This is a genomic window from Klebsiella sp. C239, assembly GCF_048822715.1.
Lineage (GTDB): Bacteria > Pseudomonadota > Gammaproteobacteria > Enterobacterales > Enterobacteriaceae > Klebsiella > Klebsiella quasipneumoniae.
In genome coordinates this window covers 40,401-55,291 of the sequence record NZ_JBMEZK010000004.1, presented here as the reverse complement: position 1 = coordinate 55,291, position 14,891 = coordinate 40,401, and the positions used below count along the sequence as shown (strand labels likewise).

Annotated in this window: 15 protein-coding genes; 7 read left to right on the top strand and 8 right to left on the bottom strand. The window is 57.8% G+C overall.

Features of this window, described 5'->3' with window-relative positions; all coding sequences use genetic code 11:
- Positions 1-79: 79 nt before the first annotated feature.
- The 5 genes from ACOI6Z_RS12490 to ACOI6Z_RS12470 all read left to right on the top strand — a co-directional run bounded on the left by ACOI6Z_RS12490 (position 80) and on the right by ACOI6Z_RS12470 (position 4,113).
- Positions 80-1,459 (top strand): nucleobase:cation symporter-2 family protein, encoded by a 1,380-nt coding sequence (locus ACOI6Z_RS12490; RefSeq protein ID WP_065812518.1) that lies wholly within the window; start codon positions 80-82, stop codon positions 1,457-1,459.
- Positions 1,437-1,937 carry a 2-oxo-4-hydroxy-4-carboxy-5-ureidoimidazoline decarboxylase gene (gene uraD, locus ACOI6Z_RS12485; RefSeq protein WP_032452825.1) on the top strand — a complete coding sequence of 167 codons (501 nt, stop codon included), beginning with the start codon at positions 1,437-1,439 and terminating at the stop codon, positions 1,935-1,937. Before ACOI6Z_RS12490 ends, uraD begins: the two co-directional genes overlap by 23 nt.
- Positions 1,934-2,260, top strand: a complete 327-nt coding sequence (gene uraH, locus ACOI6Z_RS12480) for a hydroxyisourate hydrolase (RefSeq protein WP_117134218.1) — start codon at positions 1,934-1,936, stop codon at positions 2,258-2,260. Before uraD ends, uraH begins: the two co-directional genes overlap by 4 nt.
- 264 nt (positions 2,261-2,524) lie before the next feature.
- Positions 2,525-2,791, top strand: a complete 267-nt coding sequence (hipB, locus tag ACOI6Z_RS12475) for a type II toxin-antitoxin system antitoxin HipB (RefSeq protein WP_065812520.1) — start codon at positions 2,525-2,527, stop codon at positions 2,789-2,791.
- Entirely contained in the window at positions 2,791-4,113 is a 1,323-nt protein-coding gene (locus ACOI6Z_RS12470; protein WP_065812521.1) for a type II toxin-antitoxin system HipA family toxin, read from the top strand. The genes hipB and ACOI6Z_RS12470 overlap by 1 nt, the downstream gene beginning before the upstream one ends.
- A gap of 16 nt (positions 4,114-4,129) precedes the next feature.
- Here ACOI6Z_RS12470 and ACOI6Z_RS12465 read toward each other — a convergent pair whose 3' ends face one another.
- The 5 genes from ACOI6Z_RS12465 to ACOI6Z_RS12445 form a co-directional block, all read right to left on the bottom strand.
- Entirely contained in the window at positions 4,130-5,422 is a 1,293-nt protein-coding gene (locus ACOI6Z_RS12465) for a glycoside hydrolase family 10 protein (protein ID WP_065812522.1), read from the bottom strand.
- A gap of 141 nt (positions 5,423-5,563) precedes the next feature.
- Positions 5,564-6,568, bottom strand: a complete 1,005-nt coding sequence (locus ACOI6Z_RS12460) for a fimbrial protein (protein ID WP_130952623.1) — start codon at positions 6,566-6,568, stop codon at positions 5,564-5,566.
- Positions 6,556-9,087, bottom strand: a complete 2,532-nt coding sequence (locus tag ACOI6Z_RS12455; RefSeq protein WP_420687373.1) for a fimbria/pilus outer membrane usher protein — start codon at positions 9,085-9,087, stop codon at positions 6,556-6,558. The genes ACOI6Z_RS12460 and ACOI6Z_RS12455 overlap by 13 nt, the downstream gene beginning before the upstream one ends.
- Before the next feature lie 15 nt (positions 9,088-9,102).
- Complete coding sequence (locus ACOI6Z_RS12450; protein ID WP_044523027.1) at positions 9,103-9,798, bottom strand: molecular chaperone; 696 nt, start codon at positions 9,796-9,798, stop codon at positions 9,103-9,105.
- A gap of 76 nt (positions 9,799-9,874) precedes the next feature.
- The gene (locus ACOI6Z_RS12445; RefSeq protein ID WP_044523030.1) at positions 9,875-10,438 is read right to left on the bottom strand and encodes a fimbrial protein; all 564 of its coding nucleotides are present in this window, start codon (positions 10,436-10,438) and stop codon (positions 9,875-9,877) included.
- 445 nt (positions 10,439-10,883) lie between these two features.
- On the opposite strand from ACOI6Z_RS12445, the gene ACOI6Z_RS12440 reads away from it, so the two are divergent.
- Positions 10,884-11,171, top strand: a complete 288-nt coding sequence (locus ACOI6Z_RS12440; RefSeq protein ID WP_044523033.1) for a hypothetical protein — start codon at positions 10,884-10,886, stop codon at positions 11,169-11,171.
- 225 nt (positions 11,172-11,396) lie between these two features.
- On the opposite strand, the gene map is transcribed toward ACOI6Z_RS12440, so the two are convergent.
- The 3 genes from map to ACOI6Z_RS12425 all read right to left on the bottom strand — a co-directional run bounded on the left by map (position 11,397) and on the right by ACOI6Z_RS12425 (position 12,918).
- Positions 11,397-12,179 carry a type I methionyl aminopeptidase gene (gene map, locus ACOI6Z_RS12435; RefSeq protein WP_023289670.1) on the bottom strand — a complete coding sequence of 261 codons (783 nt, stop codon included), beginning with the start codon at positions 12,177-12,179 and terminating at the stop codon, positions 11,397-11,399.
- Positions 12,160-12,378, bottom strand: a complete 219-nt coding sequence (locus ACOI6Z_RS12430) for a ParD-like family protein (protein WP_002904808.1) — start codon at positions 12,376-12,378, stop codon at positions 12,160-12,162. Before ACOI6Z_RS12430 ends, map begins: the two co-directional genes overlap by 20 nt.
- Positions 12,379-12,669: 291 nt before the next feature.
- Positions 12,670-12,918: a hypothetical protein gene (locus ACOI6Z_RS12425; RefSeq protein ID WP_004205912.1), complete on the bottom strand. Its 249-nt coding sequence runs from the start codon at positions 12,916-12,918 to the stop codon at positions 12,670-12,672.
- Positions 12,919-13,215: 297 nt separating this feature from the next.
- On the opposite strand from ACOI6Z_RS12425, the gene ACOI6Z_RS12420 reads away from it, so the two are divergent.
- Entirely contained in the window at positions 13,216-14,871 is a 1,656-nt protein-coding gene (locus tag ACOI6Z_RS12420; RefSeq protein WP_243817074.1) for a putative bifunctional diguanylate cyclase/phosphodiesterase, read from the top strand.
- Positions 14,872-14,891 lie beyond the last annotated feature (20 nt).

Here is a 14,891-nt window from a genome sequence, read left to right as displayed (position 1 = left end):
ATTTATCCGTTCGCGTTGGTCGTCTCTGGCCTGCTTTGTGCAGAAGCTCTTGCACTTCTCTTTGCTACGGGATAACACCATGTCTGACGAACATCACAGCGGCCTGCTTTACGGCCTTGAACAGCGGATCCCACCGCTTGCGGCCTTTTTTAGCGCCCTCCAGCATGTGCTGGCGGGTCTGGTGGGGATCATCACGCCGCCGCTGATTATCGGCGCCACCCTCGGACTTGGCGACTGGCTGCCGTATCTCATCAGTATGTCGCTGCTGGCCTCGGGTATCGGTACCTTTTTGCAGTCCAACCGGGTCTGGGGCATTGGCGCCGGGATGATCTGCATGCAGGGCACCAGCTTCGCCTTTCTTGGCGTGGCGGTAGCCGGAGGGATGTGGGTGAAAGCGCAGGGCGGCGGGCCGCAGGATATTATGGCGATGCTGTTTGGCGTTAACTTTGTCGCCGCCCTGGTGCCGGTGATTGTCAGCCGCTTTATTGAACCGCTGAAGAAAATCTTTACCCCCATTATTACCGGCAGCGTGATTGCGCTGATCGGCATCAGCCTGATCAAGGTCAGCGTTATTAACTGGTGCGGTGGCGAAAAGGCGCAGGATTTCGCCAGCATGAGCAATATCGCGCTCGGGGCGGGTACCCTTGGCGTTATCGTTCTGCTGAGCTGCGCCAAAAACCGCTGGCTGCGGCTCTCCTCGGTGGTGGTGGGCATTGCCGTGGGCTGTGTGGCGGCAGGGCTGAGCGGTCAGTTCCACCTTCACAGCCTGGGCGACACCCTGTTTCGCCTGCCGACGCTGTTTCCGTTCGGCTTTCAGTTTAACAGCACGATTTTTCTGCCGGTGGCGCTGGTGTCGCTGGTCTGTATTCTGGAGGCGGTGGGCGATCTGACGGCCAACTCGCTGATTTCGCAACAGTCTGTTGACGATCGCGCTTTCCGCAACCGGTTGAAGGGCGGTATCCTGGCGGACGGCGTCAGCTGCATGGTGGCCGCGATGCTCAGCGCCTTTCCGAACACGACTTTCGCGCAGAACAACGGCGTGATCCAGATGACCGGGGTGGCCAGCCGCTATGTCGGGCGCTACATTGGCGTGATTCTGATCCTGCTTGGGCTGTTCCCGCCGGTGGGCGAACTGCTGCGGCAGATCCCGGCGCCGGTGCTGGGGGGCGCCACGATGGTGATGTTTGGCTGTGTGGTAGCGGCCGGGATCCGGATCATTACCCAGAACCCGCTCACCCGACGCGATGTGCTGATCGTTGGTCTGGCGTTTGGCGCGGGCCTTGGCGTGGAGTCGGTGCCGGCGTTTCTCAGCCATTTTCCGCCGATGGTCGGCGATCTGTTCGGTTCGGCGGCCACCAGCGGTGGGCTGGTGGCGATAGCGCTGAACCTTGTTCTGCCGCAGGAGCAGGCGGCGACGAAAACGATAAGGAGTCAGGATGATCGCGCTGAGACAGTTTAACCGTCTGAGTCATGATGAGGCAGTGGCGCTGCTGGCCCCCTGCGTGGCGATCCCGGCCTGGAGCGATACGCTGGTGAGCTTGCGACCCTTCGCCTGCCGTGAAGCGCTGCTGCAGGTCGCCCGGGAAGCGATGGCCGACTGGGGGGAGAACGATCTGAACGCGGCGCTCAGCGCCCATCCGCGGATCGGCGAAAAACCGACCGGCAGCCAGGCGCACGCGACGATGTCGCGCCAGGAGCAGTCGGCGGTGGACAGCGATAATGAAAAGCTGGCGCAGGCCCTGCGGGAGGGGAATGCCCGCTACGAGGCTCGTTTTGGCCGGGTGTTTTTAATCCGCGCCAAAGGGCGCAGCGGCGAAGAGATGCTGCAGGCGCTGACGCGCCGGCTGCAGCATACCGCCGACGAAGAAGTGGCTGAGGCGCTTGCCCAGCTGCGGGAAATTACGATGTTAAGACTGGAAGGAGCGATTGGCGAATGAGTACCCTGAGCACCCATATTCTGGATATTTCCACCGGCACGCCGGCGGAAGGCGTGCCGGTCAGCCTGAGCCGGGAGGGCGAGACGCTGGCGAACCTGGTGACTAACGCCCAGGGGCGTATCGCCACCTTCAGCGCCGCGCCGCTGCCGGCGGGGCGCTACTGCTTAACCGCGGAAACGGGGGCGTGGTTTGCCCGCGTCGGGCGCGAGAGCGTTTTTAGCCGGGCGCAGATTGATTTTGTCATTGGCGAGGCGACAGATGACCATTTCCATCTGCCGTTTCTGATAGCCCCGGGCGGGTGGTCGACCTACCGCGGCAGCTAAGCCCGGCTGCCCATTGCCGGGCGGCGCTGCGCTTGCCCGGCCTGGATCGTTGCGGAGCGGGCAGAGACAGCCCGTAGGCCCGGTAAGGCGCAGCCGCCACCGGGCATGTAAAGGTGTCTCCGGCCACCATTCTTTCTGTTTTATCCCCACACAAGGATAATTATTCTCCTATCCCCACCAGGGGATAACCTTGACATTATCCCCTGTAGGGTATAAAAGCAGATTTATCCCGATAGGGGGATAAACAATGGTGAGGAACAAGCGATGCATTCCCCGCAGATATACAGTCCCGTTCAGCTGGCCAATTACCTGAAACTGCTGCGCCAGCAAAATCACTGGACTCAGGAGGCGCTGGCCAGCCGGATCGGCATTAAACAGGCGACGCTGTCCAATTTTGAAAATCACCCGGACAAAACCACCTTGACCACCCTGTTCAAGATCCTCCAGTCGCTGGGGATGGTGATGACCCTGAACGCCAAGCCGGCCGAGACGGCGACGGCCCCCGATAACACTACGGATCTGGACTGGTAATGGCGACGCTCACCACCTGGATGAACAATGTGCGCGTGGGAACCTTAACCCGCCAGGCCAACGGGGCGCACAGTTTCCGCTATGATGACGAGTGGCTGCGCAGCCCGCGCGCCAGGCCGCTCTCCCTCTCGCTGCCGCTGCAGTATGGCAATATCACCGCCGACGCGGTGTATCACTATTTTGATAACCTGTTGCCCGACAGCCCACAGGTCCGCGACCGGATCGTCAGGCGCTATCAGGCGCGCTCGAAACAGCCGTTCGATCTGCTGGCCGAGGTCGGCCGGGATAGCGTAGGGGCGGTGACTCTGCTGCCGCCGGGAGAAGAGGCGCATCTTGTAGCGTTGCGCTGGCAGACGCTGGATGAGGCGCAACTGACCGCGTTGCTGACCGCCTACCAGTCGGATATTCCGCTCGGGATGGTGACCGGCCAGGACGATTTTCGTATCTCGGTGGCCGGCGCCCAGGAGAAAACCGCGCTGCTGCAAATGGGCGAGCACTGGTGTATTCCGCAGGGCACCACCCCGACCACCCATATCATTAAACTGCCCATTGGCGAGATAAAACAGCCCAATGCGACGCTGGATCTGCGTGAAAGCGTGGATAACGAATATCTGTGCCTGGCGCTGGCCAGGGCGTTGGGCCTGGCGGTGCCGGAGGCGGAGATTATCACCACCCCGCGGATCCGTGCGCTGGCGGTGACCCGCTTCGACCGGCGCTGGGCGCAGGAGGGGCGCGTGCTGCTGCGGCTGCCGCAGGAGGATCTGTGTCAGGCATTCGGCATCCCGTCGTCGATGAAATACGAGTCTGACGGCGGGCCGGGTATCGCCGCGATCATGACCTTTCTGCTGGGCTCCAGTGAAGCCCTGAAAGATCGCTATGACTTTATGAAGTTCATGGTGTTCCAGTGGCTGACCGGGGCAACGGACGGGCATGCGAAGAATTTCTCGCTCTTTCTGCTGCCCGGCGGCAGCTACCGGCTCACGCCGTTCTACGACATTATTTCGGCATTTCCGGTGCTGGGAGGGACGGGACTGCATCTGCGCGACCTGAAGCTGTCGATGGGGCTCAACGCCACCCGAGGGCGGAAAACGGAGATTAACGCCATCTATCCGCGTCATTTTCTGGCGACCGCCAAAGCGGTTAACTTTCCCCGGGACCAGATGCTGGCGATCCTTGACGAGTTTGCCGACCGCGTGCCGCAGGCCATCGAAAGCGCCCGCCGAACGCTGCCGGCGGACTTTTCCGCCCACGTCTGGCGGGCGATCACGGAGAACATGCTGAAACTGCACGCCCGCCTGCGGCAAGGGCTGCAGGCGCGATAGCGAAGCCGAGTGGCGGTTAGCTCTGCGGCCGCCCCCAGCGGCTGCGCAGGTAGTTAACCGCCTGGCGGGTCTGCGGCTGATTGAGGTTGTTTTCGCGGAACAGGATGGTGCCCTGGATCTGCGGCAGGGACTCATTGAGATCGAGCTGCTTTTTCAGCTCCGGCACGCCGCCATCCACCGTCCAGTCAGGCTCATTTTTGGACGGTTCACCCACCTTGTACAGCGCCACGCCAATATACAGCCGGGTATGGGTGGGCTTAACCACCTCGGCCCACCAGTTGGCCAGCACATCATAGCGCGCCGCATCGCGGGCAAATGGCCAGTAGATCTGCGGGGCGATGTAGTCGAGCAGTCCCTGCTGCACCCAGCTGCGGGTATCGGCATAGGATTCATCATAGGCGGCCGCGCCACGGGTATCAGACCCCGCTGGATCGTGGGAGCGGTTGCGCCACACCCCGGCCGGGCTTACGCCAAACTCGACGTTCGGATTGAGTTTTTTAATGGTCGCGGAGACCTGGGCAATAAGCTGTTGAGTGTTATGCCGCCGCCAGTCGCCCTTCGAGGCATAGCCCTGCCCGTAACGGCGGAAGGTCTCGTTGTCGTTAAGCGGGGAAGCGGCGGTTTCGGTGTAGAAATAGTCATCGAACTGCACGCCGTCAATCGGGTAGTTCTGCACCACTTCAGCGACGATGCTGGTGATCCAGTCACGCGCTTCGGGAATACCCGGGTCGAGAACAAAGCGGTCGCTGGCGGTGCGGATCCAGTTACGGTGCAGGACAAACACGCTGGCCGGTACCTGAGTGAGGGTGTTATTCAGCTCGGCAATGGTCGACGGTTTGGTGTTGACCGAGACGCGGTAAGGGTTAAACCACGCGTGGACCTTCATGCCGCGCTTGTGCGCTTCATCCAGCATAAACTGCAGCGGATCGTAGCCGGGATATTCGCCGATTTTGCCGGTCAGCATATCGGACCACGGTAGAATATCCGACCGCCAGAGCGCCGTACCGTCCGGTTTCACCTGGAAAAAGACGGTGTTGATCCCCAGGCGCTGCAGATTATCGAGTTTGGCGATCAGCGCCAGCTTCTGCTGCGTGATGCGGCTTTCCGGCGTACTGGCGATAATCGACCCGACCGGCGGCCAGTCAAGGCGCGAGACGGTGGTGAGCCAGACGCCGCGTACCGGCTCCCGGTGCGTCTGACCGGCTTTAACGGCCGCGCTCTTCGGCGGCGTGACGAGGGATTTCGGGGCCTTACTGGTGCAGCTGAACAGCATGCCGGCGGCGATGAGCGCCGCGCCTGCCAGCGCCACTTTGCTGGCTAAGGGGAATCGACGAGAATGGCTGATGATGAACTCCCGTGTAATCAGATCGTCGCGTGTAGGCGCTATTCTCTTACGATTCGCCGGTCAGAGCAATTCCTTGATCCTCTTCATCCGTCGGTTCGTCATCGCCTAGTCATAATGTAAGGTATAGGTCGCGACGGCCGACACCTGCCCGGCGGTGATCCGGGAACGTGTTTGGTAGTAGCGGGCAGTGAGCGGCAGAGTAAACTGACCCGCGCTCGCGGTGCCCAGCATCATCTCATGATTCAGCGCGACCGGCTGACGATGGTAAAGCAACTGCACGCCGATACCCTGTGCCCGATCGTCGGTGGCGTCATTGCGCAAAACGCCATGCCCCCGGGCGGTAAGGGGCTCCGTGCCGTCAACACGCAGAGAAACCGTGACCGCGCTGTTGCAATCCAGTTGTAGCGCGAAAGGGGTATCGCCGGTGGTTTTGCCGACGCCGCCGAAGCGATCAAGCATCGCTGCAGGTAGCTTAATCAGCGCTGGCGTGGCGTCATTCACAGAACACCCTGCGGTGTTGACCCTGCCGGTTAAGTCTAAGGCTGCCAGCGGGGTATGTTCCGCCATTAAAATGCGCTCGCTGTGATACTCAAGCTCGCCCGGTGTCGTCTTAGAGCCGGTTTTAATGAGCTCAATCGTCAGGCGGAAATAGCCCAGTTTCCACACCGCATCGGGTAAAGCGGCGGGATTGTCCACTCGCAGGCTAAATGGCGACGGCGTTGGTCGGTCAGGAAAGCCGCCATATCCGCCGATAGCGCGCAGCGCTACGCGAACGCCAATGCCAGCGAGATTAGTTTGATAAACCGTCGGTCGCGTCGCCCCCCCGGACAGCAGACTGTCCAGCAGCAGCGGCGACAGCCCATGCGGGTCGTCCGCGCAACGGATCCACTGTTCGCCGCCGTCGCTAAGGCGGTTCCAGGCGAAACTTTTGTGATACAGCGGGGTGCCCGGTCTGGCGTCAGGCGACACCGTAAGTTGCCCCACGTTCAGCCGAAGGGTGGAGGCCTGGCCGCGGACAAACACCGGAGAGCAGGCCCATCCGCTGGCGGTCGGTAACACGACGAGTAACAGCGTCAGAACGACCCGACGCAGGAGAGTTAAAAAGAACATGATAACGCCTGCTGTAGGATGAGTGGATGGGGTGTCTGCGCCAGCGTCGGGGTGAGATCGTAGCGGGCGCTACAGCGCTGCTGAGGGCCAGGCCCCCATTGCGCATACAGGATGCCTTTTGGCGCAAGGCCGGCCAGATACACCTGACCCTCGCTGGCAACAATGCTGCTGGTGTCCTTGGCGCGAACTTCGCTGCCAAATGGCAGCGGTTGTCCCCGAGACTGCAGCGTAAACAGCGCTTTATAACCAACGTGGGTGTGAAAGCGTGCCAGAACCACCGCGTCTTTGGTGGGGACCAGCGTCACGGTGCTGGTGGCCAGATCCACATTCCCCGGCAGTGAATGGCTGTCGAGAGAGACGTCGTTGCGGTGATAGGCGGTGGCGAAGGGCAGCACGGCGTACCCGTCACGATTGGTGGCGATGGTTTTCTGGTTGGCCAGGGTCACACCGCTGGCGCCACCGGCGTCAATCAGGACGACAGAACCATTCATTTCCGGCGTAAAGACCACCCCGTGGCGGTGAATCAGGATACCTCCGCTGGCGCCGTAGTTCAGACGAGTGGCCTGCGAATCGCGGCTGTAGCCGAGATTCAGATCGCCTCTACCACTGCTGTACCCGGCCGTCAGGCTTCCGCTGTGCCCGTTTTGTTGATCGAGGGTTTGGCTGACGGCGTAGCTAAGCGCATGATTGTCCAGCAAAGTACCGTTGAGACTGACCATCTGACTGGTGGCACTGTGGCGGGAGGTGTTCTGGGTATAGCTGGCGTAGCTCCCCGGGAGCAGGTGGCTTAGCGGCACCGAAAGTGACAACGTCACCACTTTGTCGGAATGCGGCTCGTCATCCACTTCGTCACCATCGCTACTGTGGGAGTCGCTGTAGCTGAGCGACCACGCGATACCGTGAACCTGGCCGCTGATCCCCATATTGGCGGTACGCTGCGGGTCGCCTCCAGACCAGTAGCTGTCCTGATCGAGACTCAGATAGAGGGTGATATCGTACGGCAGGTTCTGGCTGGCGGTGATTTGCAGGGTCGTTTTTTTGTTGTCTTTATCCTGCGAGTCGGCGTCGGCGTCGGCGTCGGCGTCGGCGTCGGCGTCGGGGTCTGGGCTGGAATACGCCTCGCTCAGCGTGGCATAGCGCTGATGCGAATAACGCCAGCCGGTGAAGGTGAACTGCGTGCCGAGACGATCAAAACCTTTGCTGTACTGGAGCTGCCAGGCCCGGCCATCGATCGGATCCTGCTGGTGCCGGTCGTGGGCGATTAACAGCTGTAGCGAGATCGCCCCGGCTTCTCCCAGCCCCTGTCCCGCGCCGAGCGAGAGGTTGTGGTATTGCGCCGCGCTTTGCAGTCCGCCCAACAGCGTCAGGTTATGGGCGAACCCGCGCATCAGCGATAGCTGCATCATTAACGGCCGCTGGCTGGCATCGTCGCTATGATAGCGCCCGGCGACCAGGTTGTATTTCAGGTTGCCTTCGCGCTGCATGCTGGTCACCGATGCATACGGCTGGGTGAAGCGGCGGATTTCGCCATCAGACTCTTTGACGGCAACCTCAAGATTGCCGCTACTGGCGGTGGGGTAAAGATCGTCAATCACGAACGCGCCAGGGGTGACGTAGGTTTGATACAGCACGTAGCCATTTTGCCGAACCGTGACCTGGGCGTTGGTTCTTGCTATCCCGCGAATGGTCGGGGCAAAACCTTTCTGCGAGTCCGGGAGCATCGCGTCGCTGGAGGCGAGGGCAATTCCCTGAAACTGTACCGCGTCAAACACATCGCCTGAAGTGAAGGTATCCCCGAGGGTCAGTTCACTTTGCCAGCTCGTCAGGTCGCGCTCAAGCCAGGCGCCGCTGGTGGTCCAGTGGGGCTTATCGTCGCTGTTGGCGGTCAGGCCGTTGCTGGCGCGCAAGCGCCATGCGCCGGCGTTCACGCCGCTTTTCAACATCAGATAGTTATCGCGCTCGGTGCTGCCCATGCGGGTACGCTGGCTGGCGCCTGAATAGCGATAGTTACTCTGAAAGGCGCTAATACCTTCGTCCCACAGCGCAGAGGGAACATTATCCCTCGCCCGGTGCGTCATCAGCGCCTGAGGAATGGTCATTACCAGCTGCTGATGGGAGAAATCAAAATTGACCACACTGCCCGGCAGCAGCGTGGCGAGTTCGGGACATGAGCGGGACGTTGCGCCGGGCGCCTGTACCAGCACGGCCGGACTAACCCCAGCCTGCACCAGGTCTTCAGGCTTTAGGCAGGGCGTTAGCTGCCCGCGATCGTTCTGGCGAAACATGACGGTCTTACGAGCATCCAGCGTGACGCCGTTGACCTGCCAGCTCACCGGATACTTGCCTGGCGGCTGGCCCGTCTGTTGATTGAAACGCTGCAGATCCACCGCTGGCAGATGGTCGTTTTTTTCCAGCAGATCCATATTAAAGGTCGCCTGGGCGTGCAAGAGCGCGCTCTGTCCGCCCAACAGGATGGAGAGGCTGACGACGGTAACGGTATGAGCCGGGCCGTGGCGCATGGCGACATCAGACGCCTAGTGCGCCGAAACGGGGGCGCTAAACGACTGCACGGCGCCAAAGTCATCCAGAATGCGCCAGCTCACCTCGTGGGCGCAGGCCTCGCCTGGAAGGGTATACTCTTCACGGCTGTGAGGAGCAATCACGCTGTGCTCAAGCGGCGTTTTCTGGTTCTGGCCCGCGCAGGTGAGCGTGGTAATAGTCACATAATAGGGGGAGGCATTATCCGCCTGCAGGTGGTTGCCGCTGACGCGCCAGCGCAGGTGCTGCGCCGCTTGAAGCGCCGAACCAGGGAGCCCTGCCGGGCGATAAATTAGCTTCAGTTGATTCTTAATAGCAAATTGCAGAATGTTCTCGCCAGCCGGCGCGGTATTGGCAGGGATCACTTTGATGTTTAGGGTGAACAAACTCTCCCGGTCATGGGGCATTTGCGGCGAGGTTAATAGTATGCGCAGATCGTTGCTGTCTCCGGCATCCAGACGGAACAATGGCGGGGTGACGATAAATGGTGATTTATTATTATCAGCCAGGTCGTCTACCCAGCTCTGAATAAGCACGGGATCGTGAGAGTTGGTGTTTTCTACCGCGATGTCTGCCTCATGACTTTGTTCATTATAAATGACACGTGTGCCGGCAATGGCAACCCCGGCGGCAGACGCCAGGAACGGGCAAAAGAGAAGGCTCAGGATAAAAGCCACTTTATAACACTGCATAATTGAAGATCCGGTCATGAGGGATGAGAATAAGGGCAGGGGAAGCTGCCCTTGGTAAAGCGGCAATCAGAACATTCTATTCATATACAATATCAATATTGGCCGTAGCATTAATATTGCCGGCAGTTACATCCTGTGAGGAATCGCTTTTCAGATCGGCAATAAAGTTAAATGCAATATCACCGTTTTCGTCGGCTTGCGAAACCGCTGTTTTGCTCTGCTTGTCAAAGGTCAGCTGAGTACCTTCCGTCGAGCCGTCAGGGGAAGAGAAGACTTCAATGCCCACACCTTTGGCGGTATCTGCAGCGTCGGAGAGCGCCAGCACGGCGGCGCTGGTGCCGTTAGCGTTGGTGTCCGGGGTACCCTCCAGGCTGATACTGATGTTCTGTGCCAGCGGGCAGCCGGTCAGGTTGATGGTAAACGGTGTTTCTGCGGTTTTCGCTTCATGTGATTTCAGCGCTGAAATATCGACGTTGCCAAAATCGACATTAACATCGCCACCGTTATTAGCGATCTGGCAGGACTCGTTAATAATTTTACCAGTGAAATTCAGTGTGCCCGCCGCGTGGGCAGTGGTCACAGTAGCCAGACTTAAGGCCAGCAGTGAACCAACAACCAGCAGGGTGCCTTTTTCTTTCATACTCAAACCTTATTAAATAATCACAAGTTAATAAAAGCACTTAACATTTTTAAAGCATGTTTATTATTTCTGTTCACAAAAAACGGTAAGCATCGCTAATGTATATTACCGTCGGGGGCGGGATTATACGGAGAACATCGTAAAGGCCCATTGATAAGATGTGTTAAGCTGTAACATTATTTATTTTTTAGTGTAAGTATAATCTTACTGAATATTAAAAAGAGGCCCATGCATATAATGAATTATTTCCGGGAGTGGTAACTATTCCGGCAAAATTTTGCGAAAAGTAGCTGTTATTCCCGGCAGATGACCGGGTGGCCCGTAATAACCATTTACGGCGCCGCTATTTTGCAGTAGCGTGGAGTGACGGCAGGAAGCCGCAGGTTGTATGGCACAGAAACGATGCTGTGCCGCGCAGTGTCACCCGCTATCAAGGAAGATTGCTATGTCTCCGCTCCGTCTCGCTCTGTTATGTCTGTGTCTGGCGCCGCAGGCGTCCTCTGCTGCGCTTTCCGGTCAGGTTCATTTTTCAGGGCGGGTCATCAATCCAGCCTGTCTTATCGCTCCGCAGCGCGATCGTATCGATGTTTCGTGTCAGTACCATTCACCGGAACAGATCGCCACGACAGACAACCGCCCTGGCTATGCCATGCCGGACAATCGCGGTGAGGTCAGTATTCACTGGCGAAATGCGCAGCATAGTGAAGCAGATGTTATTATTCGCTATCGCTAAGGCGGGATAGACGTGATGAAGGGTAAGCGGATGCTGAAGGTAAAAGGTAAACCGTTGTGCAGTGTATCCGCGCGTCAGCCGTCACATCCGGGAGACGCGCGTGCAGAAAACCATTCATGGAAATAATTATTGCCGCCATCCGGCGGCAGAACCAGGTATCGTCTGGCTCCCAGGCGAGCACCGGGATCAGAAAGCGGCCCACCGTCATACAGAAAGGGAAGATGCTCAGCGGATCCGCGACTGCTCGTCGTCGCGCAGCGTCAGTACCTCAAAACCGTTGGCGGTCACCGCCACGGTGTGCTCCCACTGCGCGGAGAGTTTTTTATCGCGGGTGACCACCGTCCAGCCATCCTTTTTGGTCTTGATACGACTGTCGCCCTGGTTCACCATCGGTTCAATAGTGAATACCATACCTTCCCGCAGCACGGCGCCTTCCCCGGGCCTGCCGTAGTGCAGCACCTGCGGCTCTTCATGCATTTCCTGACCGACGCCGTGACCGCAGTATTCTCTGACCACGCTGTAGCCATGGTCCTCGACCCAGCGCTGAATGGCATGGCCGATGTCGCCCAGCGTCGCGCCAGGTTTCACCACCTCAATGCCTTTCCACATCGCTTCATAGGTGGTCTTTACCAGCCGGCGGGCCAGCGGGGAAACGTCGCCTATCAGGTACATCTTACTGGAGTCAGCGATCATGCCCGCTTTCTCGAGGGTAATATCGACGTTAACGATCATCCCGGAGCGCAGATGCTCGGTCGCCTTGGGGATCCCATGGCAGACCACGTCGTTAATCGAGGTGTTCAACACATAGGGAAAGTCGTATTGCCCCTTGCTGGCCGGGCGGGCGTGCAGCTGGTTGACGATAAAATCTTCCACTCGATCGTTGATTTCCATCGTCGTCACGCCGGGAACGATAAAGGTATCCAGCATGGCAAACACCGATGCCAGCAGCTGGCCGGCATGACGCTGGCGTGCGAGCTCATCGGCGGTTTTAATGATTATTGATGGCATTGATCACCTCCAGCAGACGGTCAGAGCCGGATTTCAGCATCAGCAGTTTGATCTGCTGGTGGTTAAGCTCGGGGTAGAGTTCGCTCATCATGCCCAGACGGATCCAGTATTCCGCCTGCGCATTGACGGAGCGGGACATGGCTTTGCTGGCATCACGAATGTCATCGTGCAGCAGATCGGAGATTTTGACGATTCCCATAGCAACAACCCATATATGATTCGTATATGTATCGTATACCATCCAGCGCGGGATGTCCCTGGCATTTTGTGGCCTGGGCGGCGAACACCATGCAAAAAAGCCCGACCGGCGGGCTTATTTTTCAGCATGTGTTCGGGTTAAAAATTCGCGCTGTTTACCATGGCGAAAATTACCCATTAGGTTATCAGTATGCGGAATGAAAATAACATGATGGCGACGCATCAATATATTTTATGCAGGTGTTAATTTTGCGTATGAATATTCTCCCGTCAGGCCGGGAATCCGGGGGATTTACAGCGCGTCAGTGAGTTTATCCACCACCACTTTACCCGCATTATCAAACTGCGTAATGCGGAAGCTGTCGCTCCAGGAGCGGCGGGTGGTGAAGCGGTCAAACAGGGATACCCGACCTTTACGCTGGCCATCTTTACTTAAAATAACCCATTCGGTCACCGAAGAATAATGCTGACTATTGTCATGACGACTCTGTTGTTCAACCAGGCGATCTTCTTTTTCCACTTTTAAATAATCACGCAACATATTTAACCTCCATAGAAAGTATTATTAACATTACTCCTTTTATTTATTCTTTCAATCAAACTTTTTAATCAATAAAAGTAACTATTAGTGGGCGACCTAAGTGTGAAAATCGCCGAGTTTGTCACTCCCGAAGATGGCCAGGTCCACTACGCTTAACAGGCGTGTGCGCCGCGCGGTCGGCGCATGCCCGGGCCGGAAAGGCGACCATAAAACACCTTAACCTTGTATTCATTATGGGCGTGATTCTGTTATATCTAATGCGTTTTGCCACGACCGAGCCACAGAGAGCGCTGTACCATGAGTAACGATCACCTGACGGATATTGCCTATCGCCACTTTATTGAAAGTGTTAAAGATTATGCCATCTATATGTTGAGCGCCGACGGGACGGTCATCAGCTGGAACGAGGGCGCCCGCCGGGCAAAAGGGTACCTGAGCGACGAGATCGTCGGTCGCTACTTCGGTCTCTTCTATAGCGAAGCCGAACAGCTCTCCGGGGTGCCGGCAAAAAATCTGCAAATTGCCCTGCGTAGCGGCCAGTTTGAAGGCGAAGGCTGGCGGTATCGTAAAGATGGCTCCCGGTTCTGGGCGCATGTCATGATCGATGCCATCCGCGATGAACAACATAACCTGCTGGGCTTTGCCAAAATTACCCGCGACATCAGCGAACAGAAGGCGATCAATGACCGCATCGCGTGGATGGCGCGCTACGATGCGCTGACCGGTTTACCCAATCGGGTGGAGTTCTTTGGGCGGGTGGAAAAGCTGATCACCGGTAATGACGCCCGCCGCTTTGCCGTTTTCACCATCGATTTAGATAAGTTTAAAGAGATTAACGATCTGCAGGGCCATCTTATTGGCGATCAGCTGCTGCAGCGCGTGGCAGGCGCCGTGCTGAAAACGCTGCAGAAGGAGGAGATGGTCGCCCGCTTCGGCGGCGATGAGTTTGTGGCCGTCAAACCTTTTGCCGATGAAAGCGAGGTGGACGCCTTTGCCACCCGTCTCTGGCACTGCTTCAGCGGTAAGCAGACGTTTGCCGCGACGGAAGTGATCCTCTCCGCCAGCATAGGTATCTCCGTCTACCCGGAGGACGGGACGGATATTAATACGGTACTGAGCAATTCCGATCTGGCCATGTATCGGGCAAAGAGCAGTCTCGACCACAAGATTTGCTGGTACGAACGTGAGATGGACGACAAGACGCGTCAGCGGAATATGATGGCCGCCGACATCCGCCGTGGTATTCAGGCGGGGGAGTTTTCGCTTCACTATCAGGCGATCCGCAACATTAAAGATCGTCGCATCACCGGTTATGAAGCGCTGTTGCGCTGGCAGCATCCGCAGCTGGGGGCTATCCCGCCGGAGGTGTTTATTCCCATCGCCGAAGAGAGTGGCGCTATTGTGCCATTAGGCTACTGGGTACTGGAGCAGGTATGCAGCGAATCACTGGATAATCGGCTGAATAAAAAAATCTCAGTCAATATCTCACCGGTACAGTTGCGTCACCGCAGCTTTATCGAAAAAGTCCGCGAGATCCTGATGCGAACCGCTTATCCGGTTAGCCTGCTGGAATTTGAAGTGACGGAGACGGCGTTTATCATCAATAAACAGCTGGCGTTCAGCGTGCTGCATCATCTGCAAAAGATGGGCATCAGTATTGCGCTGGATGACTTCGGCACCGGTTACTCTTCCCTGAGCATGCTGCGCGATTTTCATTTCGACGTCATCAAGCTCGACCGTAGCTTTATGCAGGATGTGGAGAGCAATCCTCAGGTTCGCTCGTTCGTGCGGGCGATTATCTCGCTGGGCAACTCAATCAATACCCCGCTTATCGCCGAAGGGGTAGAAACCGAAGGGCAACGGCAAATCCTCGAAGAAGAGGGATGCGACGAAATGCAGGGCTTTCTGTTCGGCGAGCCGGTCGATGTTAAACATCTGCCACGGCAGAATTAACGCACCCGCCGTTGGCTGGT

What these genes read in the sequence shown, in the direction of transcription:
- ACOI6Z_RS12490 (WP_065812518.1), top strand. Translation starts at nt 80, where the DNA reads ATGTCTGACGAACATCACAGCGGCCTGCTTTACGGCCTTGAACAGCGG.
- uraD (WP_032452825.1), top strand. Translation starts at nt 1,437, where the DNA reads ATGATCGCGCTGAGACAGTTTAACCGTCTGAGTCATGATGAGGCAGTG.
- uraH (WP_117134218.1), top strand. Translation starts at nt 1,934, where the DNA reads ATGAGTACCCTGAGCACCCATATTCTGGATATTTCCACCGGCACGCCG.
- hipB (WP_065812520.1), top strand. Translation starts at nt 2,525, where the DNA reads ATGCATTCCCCGCAGATATACAGTCCCGTTCAGCTGGCCAATTACCTG.
- ACOI6Z_RS12470 (WP_065812521.1), top strand. Translation starts at nt 2,791, where the DNA reads ATGGCGACGCTCACCACCTGGATGAACAATGTGCGCGTGGGAACCTTA.
- ACOI6Z_RS12460 (WP_130952623.1), bottom strand. Translation starts at nt 6,568, where the DNA reads ATGTTCTTTTTAACTCTCCTGCGTCGGGTCGTTCTGACGCTGTTACTC.
- ACOI6Z_RS12455 (WP_420687373.1), bottom strand. Translation starts at nt 9,087, where the DNA reads ATGCGCCACGGCCCGGCTCATACCGTTACCGTCGTCAGCCTCTCCATC.
- ACOI6Z_RS12450 (WP_044523027.1), bottom strand. Translation starts at nt 9,798, where the DNA reads ATGCAGTGTTATAAAGTGGCTTTTATCCTGAGCCTTCTCTTTTGCCCG.
- ACOI6Z_RS12445 (WP_044523030.1), bottom strand. Translation starts at nt 10,438, where the DNA reads ATGAAAGAAAAAGGCACCCTGCTGGTTGTTGGTTCACTGCTGGCCTTA.
- ACOI6Z_RS12440 (WP_044523033.1), top strand. Translation starts at nt 10,884, where the DNA reads ATGTCTCCGCTCCGTCTCGCTCTGTTATGTCTGTGTCTGGCGCCGCAG.
- map (WP_023289670.1), bottom strand. Translation starts at nt 12,179, where the DNA reads ATGCCATCAATAATCATTAAAACCGCCGATGAGCTCGCACGCCAGCGT.
- ACOI6Z_RS12430 (WP_002904808.1), bottom strand. Translation starts at nt 12,378, where the DNA reads ATGGGAATCGTCAAAATCTCCGATCTGCTGCACGATGACATTCGTGAT.
- ACOI6Z_RS12425 (WP_004205912.1), bottom strand. Translation starts at nt 12,918, where the DNA reads ATGTTGCGTGATTATTTAAAAGTGGAAAAAGAAGATCGCCTGGTTGAA.
- ACOI6Z_RS12420 (WP_243817074.1), top strand. Translation starts at nt 13,216, where the DNA reads ATGAGTAACGATCACCTGACGGATATTGCCTATCGCCACTTTATTGAA.